A 13771-nucleotide genomic window follows, 5' to 3' on the forward strand; every position below is an offset into this window, starting at 1 on the left:
ACCCGTTCAGGCGGCCTCTTTCATGCCCGGCCGGTCTTCTTGCCGCCGGCGATGGTGATGATGGCGATGATGATGAGCCCGGTGACGAGCAGCCTCAGCCCGGCACTGACGCCATAGGTGTTCAACATCGTGACCAGCAGATACATGAACAGCGAAGCGCCCCACAACCCTGCGACATTGGCCTGCCCGCCGGCCACGGACGTACCGCCAACGACGACGACGGCAATGGACGCCAGCAGATACTCTTCCCCCATGTTGAGGGACGCCCCGCCGGAAAAACCGGCCAGGACGGCGCCGCACAACCCCGCCAGGGCGGCCGAAAGCACATAGGTCGCCCAGCGCACGCGATCCACGCGGATGCCGGCCAGCCCTGCGGCACGGCTGTTCTGACCGATAGCGGTGACCGACCGGCCGTATACCGTCCGGTGCAGAAGCACGGCCATCGCGACGGTCAGCAGAAGCGTGGCAATGGCAAGGATCGGAATGCCGGCTATCCGTCCCGTCGCGAAGTCGGCGAAAGCCGAGGGCGGGCGCACGCGCAGGCCGCGGCCGAAGGCGATGGCGCTCGACATGACCAGGAAGCTGGCCGAGAGGGTGGCGATGATCGGCGGGATCGATAGAAGGCGGATCAGCCCGTAGTTAAAGCAACCGACAGCCGCACCGACGGCGAGGGCCGAGGCGACGCCTGGCAGGATCATGGCGTTGTCGCCGTTCATCACCCGCATGGCCACGGCGCCGGCAAGTGCAATCGTGGCCGGTATGGACAGGTCTATGTTGCCGGGCCCGGTGGTGATGACGAACATCTGGCCGAGGCCGACGATGACATACATGGTGGCGAAGGTGAGCGCCGTCGTCAGCACCTGCCCGGACCCCGCGCCGCCCGAGGCGGCGATGGTGGCGAAGAAGATCACGACCGCCCCGGCAAAGGAAAAGGCCGAAGGAACGCGTTGGCCGAAATCCCGGATTGCGGCAAGGGCGCTCATGCGGATGTCCTTTCGGCACGGTTGACGAGGGCGCGCAGCGCCAGCACCAGGATGAGGATGGCGCCCTGCGCGCCGATCTGCCAGTCGGGCGAGATGCGCAGGAAGGCAAGTAGCGACCCAGCCAGCGTCAGGGTGAGCGCACCGATGACGGCCCCGACGGGAGAGATCCGTCCGCCCGTGAACTCGCCGCCGCCTAGAATGACGCCGGCAATGGACAGAAGCGTATAGCGCAGCGCGATATTGGCATCGGCCGCGGTCGTCAGGCCCACCAGGGCCAGCCCGGCCAGCACGCCGAAGAAGCCGGCCAGCGCATACATGGTCATCCGCACCTTCAGCAGCGACCAGCCGGCCCGCGCCATCGCCTGCGGATTGCCGCCGGCGCCACGCAGGACGGTGCCGATCGAGGAGCGCATCAGGAACAGGTGGACCGCCAGGGCCAGGATCGCGCTGGCCACCAGGGCGAACGGAACGATGGGCGTGCGGAACTTGACGATGGCCTGCAGCCATGCCGGGGCACTGCCACCGGGCGATGGCAGGATCAGGACCGCAGCGCCGAGCCAGACGAACGACATGCCCAGCGTGACCACGATGGAAGGCAGGTTGCGCCATTGCACGAGGGCACCGACCAGCGCGTAGACCGCGATGCAGCCGGCGAGGGCGGCGATACCCAAAAGGGGAGTATCGTTCAGGAGCGTCGCGCCGATGCAGGCCACGAACGAAACGAAACTGCCGATCGACAGGTCGATGTCGTTGATGGCGATGATGAACATCTGCGCGATGGTGGCGAGCGCGATGGGCAGCGCCAGGTTGAGCATCAGGTTGAGGCCCATGAAACTCATGGCCCTCGGCTGGATGATGAAGATCGCCGTCAGCAGCAGGGCGAGGGAGACGGGTGGAAGAAGCGCCCGCATGACGCGCGGCGATGTCGGGTCCAGCTTCAAGCCGCATCCTCCGCAAAGGAACTCTGCAGCACGCGGGCCTCGGTCAGTTCGTCGCGCGGCATGTCCGCGACGATCCGCCCGGACCTGAAGACGTAGGCATGGTCGCAACTCAGCAACTCGTCGAACTCCGTCGTGTACCAGATGAAGGTGCGACCGCGCGCCGCCTCGGCGCGGATCAGGGCGTAGACATCCTGCTTTGTGCCTATGTCGACGCCGCGCATCGGATCGTCCATCAGGATGATGTCGGCGTCGGATGCGAGCGCCCGGGCAAACAGCGCCTTCTGCTGGTTGCCGCCCGACAAAGTGAGGATGTTGTTGTCCATGTCGGGAGAACGGATACCGATGCGTGTACGCCAGTCCGACGCCATGCCGGCCTCCGCGGCCTTGTCGATCAACCCCATCTTTCGAAGCGCGGGGAGCGAGCGGACGGTGATGTTCTGCCCGATGGACCAGAGCGGAAAGACCCCGTCGCTCTGCCGGTCTCCGGCAACGAAGGCGACCTTGCCCGACAGCCGCGCGAAGCGGGAGCCGCGCGCACCGGCATTCTGCATCAGGACCAGAAGCGCCGTCTGGCCGTGTCCGGCAAGGCCGGCAAGGCCCACGATCTCGCCCTTGTGCGCGACAAGGCGCCGGTCGTTGCCCTGACGCGGCGGTGCGGCCGTCGCGACGACCGGCCCGGTCCGCGCCTTCGCCTGCGGGCCGGCATGGGCGGTCTCGGCCACGACATGGCCCATCGCCTCCACCAGCGATACCCGGTCGAATTGCGCGGCAGGTCGCAACTGCGTGATCCGGCCATCGCTCATCACGGCGATCCGGTCGCATGTGGCGAGGATTTCCCCGAGGATGTGGGATATCAGGACGATGCTGCCGCCACCTTCGACGAAGCGGCGCACATGCGCCAGCAACTGCGCCGCCACCGTCTGGTCGAGCGAGGAGGTGGGTTCGTCCAGGATGATCAGGCGCGGCGCCAAATCGGAAACGGCGAAGACGATGGAGATCTCCACCATCTGCCGCTGGCCGAGCGCCAGATCGGAGAGGAGATCATCCGCGCCGATGCCATGTCCGGGGAAGATCGTATCGAGGCTGCTGCGCGACAGCGCCGCCGCACGGCGACGCCAGCCGAAGCCCTTCAGCGACGGATGCCGGATCCGCATGTTTTCGGCGACCGTCAGATTCGGGCAGAGCGACAGTTCCTGGAACACGCAGCGAATGCCGGCGCGATTGGCGGCGGCGACGCCGAAGCCGTCGGAAACCGGCGAACCGTCGATGGATAAACGCCCGGTATCGGGCATCAAATTGCCGGCCAGCACCTGCATCAGCGTCGACTTGCCGGCACCATTATGCCCGGCGAGCCCGATGCACTCCCCCCGCTTCAGGTCGAGGCTGACGCCGCCCAGCGCCTTGACGGCGCCGAAGCTTTTGGCGATGTCGCCCAGCGATACCAGTGGCGGGGAGGCCCGGTCGTCCATTGCGGTCATGATGTCGTGTCCGTCCTGTCGGGGCCTCCGCGCGCGGCAGGTGCCGCACGCGGAACGCCAAAGCGCTTACTTTGCCTCGGCGATGACCTTGCGGGCATCGTCCAGCGTGTACTCGACGTTGGCGACGCCGCCTTCCTGGGTCGTTTCCAACGCCTTTTCGAGGCCCGCCTGGTCGATGGACAGGAAGGGAACCACCAGGTCCTTCGGGACCTCCTCGCCGTCCAGGATCTGCTGCGCAACCCAGAAGGCGAGGGTGGATACGCCCGGCGCAATCGAAACCGACATGGTCTCGTAGCCGTTCGCATCCTTCTGCTGCTTCCACCAGAGAAGCTCATCCTGCCGGTTGCCCATGATGATGGTGGGCATGTCGCGGCCGGCGGCCGCGAAGGCTTCCGCCGCGCCGAAACCGTCGCCGCCCTGCGTCACCACGCCGACGACCTGCGGTATCGAGGGCAGCACACCGGCTACGGAGCGCTGGGCGACGGTCTGGGTCCAGTCGCCCTGCACCTCGGATACGATCTTGAAGCTGGGATGCTTCTGTACGCCCGCCGCGATGCCCTCGTGGATCTCGGAGTCGACCGAGGTTCCCGGCAGGCCGCGGATCTCGAGCAGGTTGCCGCCGTCCGGATAGCGGCCGGCAAGATAGTCGAGCTGGTCGGACCCCATCTTGCGGAAGTCCACCGCAACGCGCCATGCACAAGGCTCCGTCACGATGCCGTCGAACGAAACGACGGTGATGCCGGCGTCGCAGGCTTCCTTGACGGCACCATTCAGCGCGGTCGGCGATGCGGCGTTGATGACGATGGCATCGTAACCCTGCAGGATCATGTTCTGGATCTGCGCGGCCTGCTCGGTGGCCTGGTTTTCGGCGGTGGTGAAGGCGTCGGCCGCGGCGACGACGCCATCGGCGACGGCCTTCCCGGTAACGGTCTTCCAGCTTTCCAGCATGGCCTGCCGCCACGAATTGCCGGCGTAGTTGTTGGAAAGGGCGATGGTCTTATCGGCGGTCTCGGCGCTGGCCGCCAGCGGCGTTGCCAGAAGCGTGGCGGTCGACAACAAAAGGATGCTGCGTCGGATCATGGGTTCCTCCCTGTTCGAATGCGTCGCGCGGCCTCCCGTACCTGGCCCTGGACAGCGTGTGTCCGGCCGCGACCCGATGCGAAGTCTTTCCGCTCCCGCCGTTCCTGTCCAACCCTTTCATCGCAGATGCTTTGCGGGTTCGCGCAAGTGGCGTGCCAGGGGCCGGTCGATTTGCGCTAGGATGCGCGTAGGCAGGACAGGCGAAAGGTGATGCGCTGGACCCATGGCGACGATGCGATACAGTGATGCGGCGGAAGAAGTGCGACGGACGGCGCGCCGTCCCGCCATGCGGCACGAAGCGGTGTTCCGTCACCTTCTGCGTATTTCCCGCGCCATGGCCGGCCGGCTGGATTTCCAGTCCGCCATCCAGGCCGTCTCGCATGAGATGCAGGAGGTGCTGCCGCACGACCATCTGGACGTGTGCATCGTCCATCGCGACATGCATGTCGCCTATGAGGCGGGACTGCATACGGATTGGGGCCTGACGCCGGCCATGCACCCGGTGGTCGGCAGCCCGATCCGCGATCTCCTGATGGGCGTCGAGCCCTTCCTCATCAGCGACGATGCCGTGAACGATCCGCGCTTCTGCTTCGACGGCGCCTTCAACCACCCGATCCACGACCAGAACCTGCGCAGCCGGCTGCATGTGCCGCTGATCGTGCATGGCGACATCATCGGGGCGCTGTCCTGCTCGAAGCACGACAAAGGGTTCTATCGCCGCACCGATATCCCGCTGGCGCAGCATCTGGCCGATACGCTGGCGCCTTACCTCTATGCCCTGCGCGCCGCCGAGGAGCTTCGCCGTTCCGCCATCGAGGAGGCCGCCGTGCGCGCCCGGGAAGAGGGCCTGCGGGAAGGGGCCCTGCGGCTGACGGAGGAGTTGGAGCACGAGCGCCAGCGGATCGGCATGGACCTGCACGACCAGACCCTGGCGGACCTGACGCGGATCGAGCGCCGCCTCGCCCGGCTGGAGGCGGTCGACGATGCCCGCAAGGGCGAGATCGCTGCGCTGTCCGGAGCGATGCAGCGCTGCATGGCGGGCTTGCGCGAGATCATCGACGATGCCCGGCCCAACATCCTCGAACTGTTCGGCTTCGCCGACGGGGTCGAGGATTTCCTGCAGCGAGCCCTCGGCGATTCCGGAAGCGGTATCGAGGGACGTTTCGTCGACCGCAGCGCCGGGGCCGTCGACCGGCTTGCGCCGGCCCTGCGCATCGCCTTGTTCCGCATCGTGCAGGAGGCCGTCAACAACGCCGTGCGGCATGCCGAACCGTCCCGCATCGAGGTGGAGGTGGAGGTGCGCATGGTGCCCGGCGGGCACCATGCGCTGTATATCGGTGTCCGGGACGATGGGGTGGGCTTCGATTCGCCGTTGCGCCGCCGACGTGCCGGCGGCATCCGCAACATGCAGACGCGGGCACGGCTGGTATCGGCCGAACTCGAGATCGAGCGGCGGAGCGACGGAACGGGAACGCAGGTCACCCTGTCGCTGGCTTTGGAGGAGGATGCCCGATGGAGGTCCTGATCGTGGAGGACGATGCCGTCCACCGGGCGTTCCTGCGCGACGTGATCGCGGCTGCGCTGCCCGACAGCAGCCTTTACGAAGCCTCCGACGGCGAAGAAGGCGAGGCGATCGCCCGGCGCCTCGGCGCGCGCAACGTGGTGGTGGACCTGCAGATGCCCCGGCGCACCGGCGTCGACATGGCCCGCACGCTGTGGCGCGAGCGGCCGGACACGGCGATCATGTTCTGGTCCAACTATGCCGACGAAGCCTATGTGCGCGGCGTTTCGCGCATCGTACCGCCCGGCGCGGCCTACGGCTATGTACTCAAATCCGCTTCCGAGGAACGACTGACCCTGGCGGTGCGCGGGATCTTCGTGGAAGGCCAATGCGTCATCGACCGCGAAATCCGCACGGTGCAGCAAAAGGCCGCCAGCCATTTCGAGGGGTTGTCGGACGTCGAATACGAGATTCTGGTGGACGTCGCGCTGGGCCTGACGGACCGGCTGATCGCGGAGCGGCGCGGTCTGTCGTTGCGCAGCGTGCAGAACCGGCTGCAGCAGGTTTACGACAAGCTCGGCATCTATGGCGAGGACATGCCCGCTGAAGCGATCAATTTCCGGACGCGGGCCGTAAGCCTTGCACTGCTGCGGCGGCTTATCAACCGCTCGGGCCTGGAAGAGGCCGAAGCGGACCTTGCGCGCTGGTTGAAAGGCCGGTCCCGGCGCTGACGCTCAGCCGGACAGGGCATGTGCGCGGAAGAGTTCGATGGCCATGGCGTCGGCGTGTTCGCGGTGCGACTGAAGCGCCTGTGTCGCCAGGGACTCGTCCCCCGACACGAGAACATCCACAAGGCGGCGATGCTCCATATTGGAGCGGACGGGCAGGGGGCGATACGGAACGATGGCCATGCGCGCCCGAAACTGCTCGGCCCAATAGGTCCTCAGAGTCGCCTGCAGGCGCTCATTGCCGCTGGCCTCCGTGATCGCCCAGTGAAACGCGTCGTCGAGTTCCGACCAGCCGGCGACATCCTCCTTCTCGGTCGCGCGCTCCATCGCCGTCATCAACTGGTTCAGCCGCGCGTGTACTCCGGGCGCAAGCCCTTCGCGCGCGACGATCCGGCAGGCCATGGCCTCGAGCGCCGAGAACACTTCGTAGATCTGCATCAGGTCCTTCAGCGACTGCCGGCGCACCGTCATCCCACGGCGCGGACGGATATCGATCAGATGCTCGCCCTCCAGCATGATCAGGGCCTCGCGCACCGGTGTCCGGCTCATCGACAGAAGCGAGGCTACCTCCGATTCAAGCAGAGTCGTTCCCGGCGCCAGATGCCCGAGCAATATCCTTTGCCGCAGGCTTTCGTAGGCCCGCTCGCGCGCTGAGGCCGTCCCACGCTGCTCATGCTCGACACTTGTCATCGCCGAAATTCAATCCACGATGTATACATTGACAAGATGGTACGTACTAAGGATAGTTCTTGGCAAGAGGCCGAAACAGGCCCGCAGGAAACGGTCAGCGGCGACAGGTCGCCATCAATGTATCCATTGTATGGGTACACGCGGAGGTATCATGCACAGACGGACATTTATCGCATCCTCGCTCCTGGCGCTGATGGCAGCCGGCGTTCTGCCGGCCGCGGCCCAGTCGGATTTTCCGCAGCGCCCGATCCAGATGATCGTGCCGTGGGGTGCCGGCGGCGGGACCGACGCGGTCGGCCGCATCGTCGCCACGCTGCTGCAGCAGGAACTCGGCGTGCCGATAAACGTCGTCAACCGCACCGGCGGCTCGGGCGTGGTCGGGCATAGCGCCATCGCCAATGCCCGCCCGGACGGCTACACGATCGGCATCATGACGATCGAGATCGACATGATGCACTGGATGGGCCTGACCCAGATGACCTATGAGGATTTCGACATCCTCGCCATGATGAATTCCGATCCGGCCGGCCTGATGGTATCGGCGGATTCTCCCTATCAGGATGCGCCGGCTCTTCTGGCGGCCATCAAGCAACAGCCCGCCGGCACCTTCAAGGCCTCGGGCACGGGGCAGGGCGGCATCTGGCATCTCGGCCTTGCCGGCTGGCTGCTGTCGCACGATCTGGCGCCGAACCACGTCACCTTCGTACCCAGCCAGGGAGCGGCTTCCGGGATCACCGATATGGTGGCCGGCGGCGTCGACCTGATCCCCTCGTCGCTTGCCGAGGGGCGCTCCATGATCGAGGCCGGCCGCGTCAAGGCGCTCGGCACCATGTCGGAAAGCCGGCAGGAGGCCTTCCCCGACGTGCCGACGATCAAGGAGGCGCTGGATTCGGACTGGACCCTGTCCGTCTGGCGCACCGTTGCCGCGCCCAAGGGCCTTCCCGACGATGTGAAGGCCAAGCTCGAGGCGGCCCTGGAGAAGGTCTACAACACCGACGAGTACCAGACCTTCATGCGCGACCGTGGCTTCGGCGTCCGCTGGGCCGGTGGCGCGGAAGCCACCCAGATCGTCGCGCAGGACGATGCGACGCTCGGCGAAGTGATGAAGAAGGCCGGGCTCGCCAAGTAGCGGGCCCTTCTTCGCGGTTACCACCGGGGTTCAGGCATGATCAGATTGAGCGAATTCCAGCTCGGCGTCCTTACCGCCGTGCTGGCCGCAGGGTTGCTCTATGCATCGAGCGCCTTCGCCCCCATACCGGGGCAGGACTACGGCGCCGGGACCATGCCGCGGCTGATCGCCTGGTGCGGCATCGCGCTCGGGCTTTACATGATGGCGATGAGCTTCAGGACGCTGCCGGCGGCCCTGAAGCCGCATCTGTCCGAGTGGACGGGGTCACGCCGCTCGGTGCTGTCGGCGCTGGCGGTGCTGGCCGTCATCCTGTTCTATATTTTCTTCTCGTAAACGCTCGGCTTCATCCCCACCAGCTTCATCGGCCTGTTCGCGCTGATGCTGGCACTGGGCAGCCGGGCGCATATCGCGGCGCTGGCCAGCATCGCGACGACGCTCGTCGTCTACTACGCCTTCTCACGCATGCTCCTGGTGCCGCTGCCGCGCACCGAATGGCTCTCGTTCCTCGGGTGATTCCATGATGATTATCGAACAGGCGGCGGCCCTCGTCTTCCAGCCCTATGTTCTGGGCGTGATCCTGCTGTCGGCCATCTTCGGCATGTTCGTCGGGGCCATCCCCGGGCTGACGGCCACCATGGCGACCGCCCTGCTGGTGCCGCTGACCTTCTTCATGGAACCGGTGCCGGCCATCGCCGCCATCGTGACGGCGACGGCGATGGCCATCTTTGCCGGCGATATACCGGCCGCGATGCTGCGCATGCCCGGAACGCCCGCCAATGCCGCCTATGTCGAAGACGCCTACCGCATGACGGTCAGCGGAAGGGGCGATGACGCCCTCGGGGCGGCGCTTGTGTTTTCGGCCATCGGCGGGCTGTTCGGGTCCATCGTCCTGATGACCCTGTCGCCTGTGCTGGCGGAGATCGCGCTGAAATTCAGCTCCGAGGAATATTTCTTTCTGGTTCTGCTGGGGCTGTCCTGTGCCGTCTTCGTGTCGCCGGGTTCGCCGACGCGTGGCCTGATCTCGCTGCTCATCGGCCTGTTCTTCGCCACCATCGGCATCGACAATCCGTCGGGAGAGCCGCGCTTCGCCTTCGGCAACGTCGAACTGATGGCTGGCATCCAGTTCATTCCGGCGATGATCGGCCTGTTCGCCGTGTCGGAGGTGCTGCGCACCGTGACGTCGACGACGCCGCGCGGCGTGGTGCCCAGGATGGACGGCGGGGGCATCTTCAAGTCGCAGTGGAAGAACCTGAAGACCTACCCGGTGCAGGCGGCGCGGGGCAGCATAACGGGCACGGCGCTTGGTATCCTGCCGGGGGCCGGCGCCGATATCGCCGCCTGGATATCCTACGCCATTTCCAAACGTTTCTCGAAGCACAGGGAAAAATTCGGCAAGGGCCATGTCGAGGGCCTGGTTGAGGCCGGTTCGGCGAACAATTCGTCCGTCAGCGGCGCCTGGATCCCCGCTCTCGTGTTCGGCATCCCGGGTGATTCCATCACCGCCATCGTGATCGGCGTGCTGTATGTGAAGGGCATCAACCCCGGCCCCGCGATCTTCATCAACGATCCGTCGTCGATCTACGCGATCTTCATCGTCTTCCTGGTGGCCAACATCATCATGTTGCCCCTCGGCTGGCTGGCGATCCGTGGCGCGCGGCCGATCCTGTCGATCCCGCCGGCAATGCTGATGCCGATGATCCTGATGTTCTGCATCGTCGGGGCGTTCGCCATCAACAACTCCATGGCCGGCATCGTCATGATGCTGTTCTTCGGACTGCTGGGCTTCTTCATGGAAGAGAACGACATTCCCATCGCCCCCGCCATCCTGGGCCTGGTGCTCGGCCCCATGCTGGAGCAGAACTTCATCTCTTCGATGATCAAGGCGGACGGCAACCCGATGGGCTTCTTCGAGCGGCCGATCGCGGCCGGCCTCGGCGTCTTTACGATCCTGGTCTGGCTTCTGCCGCTGGCCCTGTGGGCCTGGCGTCAGGCGCACCGGCCCGCGCGGGCGGCCTGAGCGGGTGGCCCTGAGCGGGCAGCCTGAGCGCCTCTGCTCAGCAGTCCTCGCCGAAGCGATTGGCGACGAGGTCGGCGATCGCCTCTATGGCGCCCTCGGCCTCCGGCCCGGTGGCCGTCACCTCGATCGTGCTGCCCTGGCTGGCCGCCAGCATCATCAGGCCCATGATGGATCGCCCGCCGACCGAGAAGCCGTCGCGGCTGATCGTCAATTCGGCGTCGAAGCCCTCGGCGGTCTGGACGAACTTGGCGGACGCGCGCGCATGCAGCCCGCGCTTGTTGATGATGGACAAGGTCCTCGATGTTGCGATTGTGGCCGGGCCCGGTTGCGTCACAGCATCGACCATCATCTATTTCCCTGCGAGAATGCGGCTTGCCACCGCTATGTACTTGCGGCCGGCCTCCTGCGCTTCGACCAGCGCGGCTTCCATGGGACGGTTCTCCCGAACGCGGGCAAGCTTGATCAGCATCGGCAGGTTGACGCCGGCCAATACGTCGACATTCCCCTCGTCCATCACGGAGATGGCAAGGTTGGACGGGGTGCCGCCGAACATGTCGGTGAGAATGATGACGCCATCGCCTTTCTCGGCGGCGCGCACGGCGGTGACGATGTCCTCACGTCGCTGCTCCATGTCGTCGTCCGGTCCGATCGATACCGTCTCGAAAGCCTCCTGCGGACCTACGACATGCTCCACAGCGGCCTTGAACTCCTTGGCGAGTTGGCCGTGGGTTACGAGAACCAGTCCGATCATGCTTGTCGATAGTCTCCACGCTTGCGCAATTCCGAGGCAGCCTTCGATTGTGCGCCTGCTTCCTGCGGGCCGCAAGATGCCGGACGACAACAGATGGAATTATTCGAGATTACAACGAAAATTGATGCAAACCGCCCTTTCGCGGGTGTTCTCGGCGCCGCACGGGCGGCGCGATTTGTGTGCGGTGCAACCTTAAGTTTCAGGTTACCCCAGCACTTCGAGGATGATTTCCGCGCCAAGCGTCGCCTCCCGGCTGTGCAGATGCACCTGGCGAATCGGTAGGCCGCACAATTCGGCGGTGGGCAGGTCCGGCAGGCGGGGAGGCTCCGTCGACAGGGTCGCGACCAGCGATATCTCCGCTTCGGGCAGGGTGGCCTGCTGAACGATGCCGACACCGGAAATTTCCAGAAGCCCGGCGATGGAGGCCGGCGATACACCGACCAGCCGGTCGCCTTCCCGTCGCAGCAGAACCTGATCGTCGGCCACGAGGGCGGCTTGCCGTCCCTCGCGGCGGGCCAGGCGGATCAGACAGAGCGCCAGGGCCGATTTGCCGGACCGCGCCGCTCCGAGGATCAGGACACCCCGACCGTCGATGGCGACGAGGCACCCATGCCGGTTGCCGCCGCTCATGCGGCCGGCAGAGAGATGATGAAGCGAGCTCCGGCAACGCCTCCCGGCGCGGTGTCCGACCGGATGTTCTCGGCGGTCAGCGTACCGGCATGCGCCTCGACGATCTGCCGGCTGATGGACAGGCCGAGGCCGGAATTCTGGCCGAAGGCCTCGCCGGCCGGCCGGTCGGTGTAGAAGCGCTCGAAGATGCGTTCGATCTTCTCGGCCTGTATGCCCGGGCCGTTATCTTCCACGATCAGGATCACCCGCGTCCTGGATCGCTTCAGCCGCACGCCGACCCGGCCGCCCGGCTCGGCCGCGAACGATCGCGCATTGTCGATGAGATTGGTCAGGACCTGGCTGAGGCGCAGATCGTGGCCGGCCACGGCAAATCCCTTCAAGCCCTGGGGGGGCGGTTCCACGGCAAGGTCGATGGCGACCTGGCGCCCGTCGCGGCTGTGCGCGCGCGCGCCATCCACGACGGAAGCCGCCAGCCTGTCCATATGCACGATGTCCGACAGGTCGCGCGCAAGCTCGGCGTCGAGGCGGGATGCGTCGGATATGTCGGTGATCAGCCTGTCGAGCCGCTTCACGTCGTGCTGGATGACGGCCAGAAGGCGTTGCCGCGACTCCTCGTTGCGCGCCAGCGGCAATGTCTCGACCGCGCTGCGCAGCGAGGTCAGCGGGTTCTTCAATTCATGGCTGACATCGGCGGCAAAGGATTCGATGGCATCCATGCGCGCATAAAGCGCGTTCGTCATGTCGCGAAGCGATGTTGCCAGATGCCCCACCTCGTCGGCGCGGTCTCCGAAGTCGGGGATCTCCTCGCGGGCGTTGACGGAGCGCCGCACGCGCACCGCCGCGGCCGATAGCCGGCGCAGCGGCGTCGCTATGGTGGAGGCCAGGAAGATCGACAGAAACACCGTCACCGCCGCGGCAACGGCAAAGGTGCGCACGATGGCCATCCGCTCGGCCTGCACGATCTTGTCGATGTCGCCGCCCTGCGTCGACAGCAGCAGTACGCCCAGCACGGCGCGGAACCGCTGGATCGGGACGGCGACGGACACGATCAACTCGCCGTTCTCCGTCGAGCGGACAACGGTCGACGGGCCGCCGGTCAAGGCGCTCAGCACCTCCGGATAGGTGCTGCCGGAGCCGCCGGGCGTCTCGTGATAGATGGGCAGGCTGGAATTGCGGAAGAGCTTGCCGACCTCGTCACCCAGCCATTCGAAGCCGCCGCGTTCGGCCGGTTCCACCGGCGGCAGATTGTACCGCAGGATCTGGCCGCGCGAATAGAGATGGCGCGAATCGAGGATCAGGTTGGTGTCGCGGTCGTAGATGCGGGCGCGCGTGCGCGTGGGGGAGATCAGGCGACGCAGGAGCGGCGCGACCCGTTCGGGGTTGATGGGAAAGTCGAGGCTGTCCGACAGGTCCATGCCCGGTGTCAGCGTGGCGCCGGCCTGCAGTTCCAGCAGGCGCTCCGGATCGAGCGAGATGGAGTTGGTTTCCACCGTCGCCGACGAGGCGATGGCGCTGGCGATGATCTCGCCTTGCGTCAGCAGGCTTTCCACCCGCGCATCGATCAGCCCCGCCCGGAACTGGTTGAGATAGAGTATGCCGGAGACCAGCACCAGCAAAGCAACCAGGTTCAGGAAGATGATGCGGCGCGTGAGCGACGAAAAGATCGTATGGCCGAGCACCCAGCGGAAGCGCAGGAGCGCGCGCCGCACGAAGGGTACCCGCCGCCAACGCGCGCGGCGGGCGGACCTGCGGGGCTCTTCGCGCATGTCCGTCGTTGATACCAAGGCACAATTCCTGTTTCTTGTCCGTGCCTTAGCACTCGCGCGTCGAATGCGCGACAGCA

The 13771-nt window shown here is 66.0% G+C and carries 15 protein-coding genes; 6 read left to right on the plus strand and 9 right to left on the minus strand.

What is annotated here, in order from left to right; genetic code table 11:
- Positions 1-20 precede the first annotated feature (20 nt).
- The 4 genes from IGS74_RS05230 to IGS74_RS05245 form a co-directional block, all read right to left on the minus strand.
- On the minus strand, positions 21-983 hold the full coding sequence (locus tag IGS74_RS05230) for an ABC transporter permease (RefSeq protein ID WP_039188310.1): 963 nt from the start codon (positions 981-983) through the stop codon (positions 21-23).
- A complete protein-coding gene (locus tag IGS74_RS05235) occupies positions 980-1924 on the minus strand; it encodes an ABC transporter permease (protein WP_206688215.1) in 945 nt (314 codons plus the stop codon). Before IGS74_RS05235 ends, IGS74_RS05230 begins: the two co-directional genes overlap by 4 nt.
- Entirely contained in the window at positions 1921-3402 is a 1482-nt protein-coding gene (locus tag IGS74_RS05240; protein WP_348641884.1) for a sugar ABC transporter ATP-binding protein, read from the minus strand. Before IGS74_RS05240 ends, IGS74_RS05235 begins: the two co-directional genes overlap by 4 nt.
- Before the next feature lie 66 nt (positions 3403-3468).
- Positions 3469-4482, minus strand: coding sequence for a substrate-binding domain-containing protein (locus tag IGS74_RS05245; protein WP_192389939.1), 1014 nt, complete (start codon positions 4480-4482; stop codon positions 3469-3471).
- Positions 4483-4705: 223 nt separating this feature from the next.
- On the opposite strand from IGS74_RS05245, the gene IGS74_RS05250 reads away from it, so the two are divergent.
- Both IGS74_RS05250 and IGS74_RS05255 read left to right on the plus strand, forming a co-directional pair.
- Positions 4706-6007, plus strand: a complete 1302-nt coding sequence (locus tag IGS74_RS05250) for a GAF domain-containing protein (RefSeq protein WP_245282911.1) — start codon at positions 4706-4708, stop codon at positions 6005-6007.
- Positions 5995-6714: a response regulator transcription factor gene (locus IGS74_RS05255; RefSeq protein ID WP_039188315.1), complete on the plus strand. Its 720-nt coding sequence runs from the start codon at positions 5995-5997 to the stop codon at positions 6712-6714. The genes IGS74_RS05250 and IGS74_RS05255 overlap by 13 nt, the downstream gene beginning before the upstream one ends.
- A gap of 3 nt (positions 6715-6717) precedes the next feature.
- On the opposite strand, the gene IGS74_RS05260 is transcribed toward IGS74_RS05255, so the two are convergent.
- Entirely contained in the window at positions 6718-7401 is a 684-nt protein-coding gene (locus IGS74_RS05260; RefSeq protein ID WP_192389941.1) for a GntR family transcriptional regulator, read from the minus strand.
- 151 nt (positions 7402-7552) lie between these two features.
- Between IGS74_RS05260 and IGS74_RS05265 the strand changes: the two genes are divergently transcribed.
- Genes IGS74_RS05265 through IGS74_RS05280 form a run of 4 tightly spaced genes read left to right on the plus strand, consistent with a single transcriptional unit; the run spans position 7553 to position 10547 of the window.
- Complete coding sequence (locus IGS74_RS05265; protein ID WP_192389943.1) at positions 7553-8530, plus strand: tripartite tricarboxylate transporter substrate binding protein; 978 nt, start codon at positions 7553-7555, stop codon at positions 8528-8530.
- Between the two features lie 36 nt (positions 8531-8566).
- Positions 8567-8863, plus strand: coding sequence for a hypothetical protein (locus IGS74_RS05270; RefSeq protein ID WP_192389945.1), 297 nt, complete (start codon positions 8567-8569; stop codon positions 8861-8863).
- A gap of 12 nt (positions 8864-8875) precedes the next feature.
- Positions 8876-9043 (plus strand): hypothetical protein, encoded by a 168-nt coding sequence (locus IGS74_RS05275; protein ID WP_281413063.1) that lies wholly within the window; start codon positions 8876-8878, stop codon positions 9041-9043.
- 4 nt (positions 9044-9047) lie between these two features.
- The gene (locus IGS74_RS05280; protein WP_192389947.1) at positions 9048-10547 is read left to right on the plus strand and encodes a tripartite tricarboxylate transporter permease; all 1500 of its coding nucleotides are present in this window, start codon (positions 9048-9050) and stop codon (positions 10545-10547) included.
- 37 nt (positions 10548-10584) lie between these two features.
- Here IGS74_RS05280 and IGS74_RS05285 read toward each other — a convergent pair whose 3' ends face one another.
- The 4 genes from IGS74_RS05285 to IGS74_RS05300 all read right to left on the minus strand — a co-directional run bounded on the left by IGS74_RS05285 (position 10585) and on the right by IGS74_RS05300 (position 13694).
- On the minus strand, positions 10585-10893 hold the full coding sequence (locus tag IGS74_RS05285) for an HPr family phosphocarrier protein (protein ID WP_192391385.1): 309 nt from the start codon (positions 10891-10893) through the stop codon (positions 10585-10587).
- A 3-nt stretch (positions 10894-10896) separates the two neighbouring features.
- A complete protein-coding gene (locus tag IGS74_RS05290) occupies positions 10897-11298 on the minus strand; it encodes a PTS sugar transporter subunit IIA (RefSeq protein WP_192389949.1) in 402 nt (133 codons plus the stop codon).
- A gap of 204 nt (positions 11299-11502) precedes the next feature.
- On the minus strand, positions 11503-11928 hold the full coding sequence (locus IGS74_RS05295) for a hypothetical protein (protein ID WP_192389951.1): 426 nt from the start codon (positions 11926-11928) through the stop codon (positions 11503-11505).
- Positions 11925-13694, minus strand: coding sequence for a stimulus-sensing domain-containing protein (locus IGS74_RS05300; RefSeq protein ID WP_192391388.1), 1770 nt, complete (start codon positions 13692-13694; stop codon positions 11925-11927). Before IGS74_RS05300 ends, IGS74_RS05295 begins: the two co-directional genes overlap by 4 nt.
- Positions 13695-13771 lie beyond the last annotated feature (77 nt).

Source organism: Aureimonas sp. OT7 (assembly GCF_014844055.1).
Lineage (GTDB): Bacteria > Pseudomonadota > Alphaproteobacteria > Rhizobiales > Rhizobiaceae > Aureimonas > Aureimonas altamirensis_A.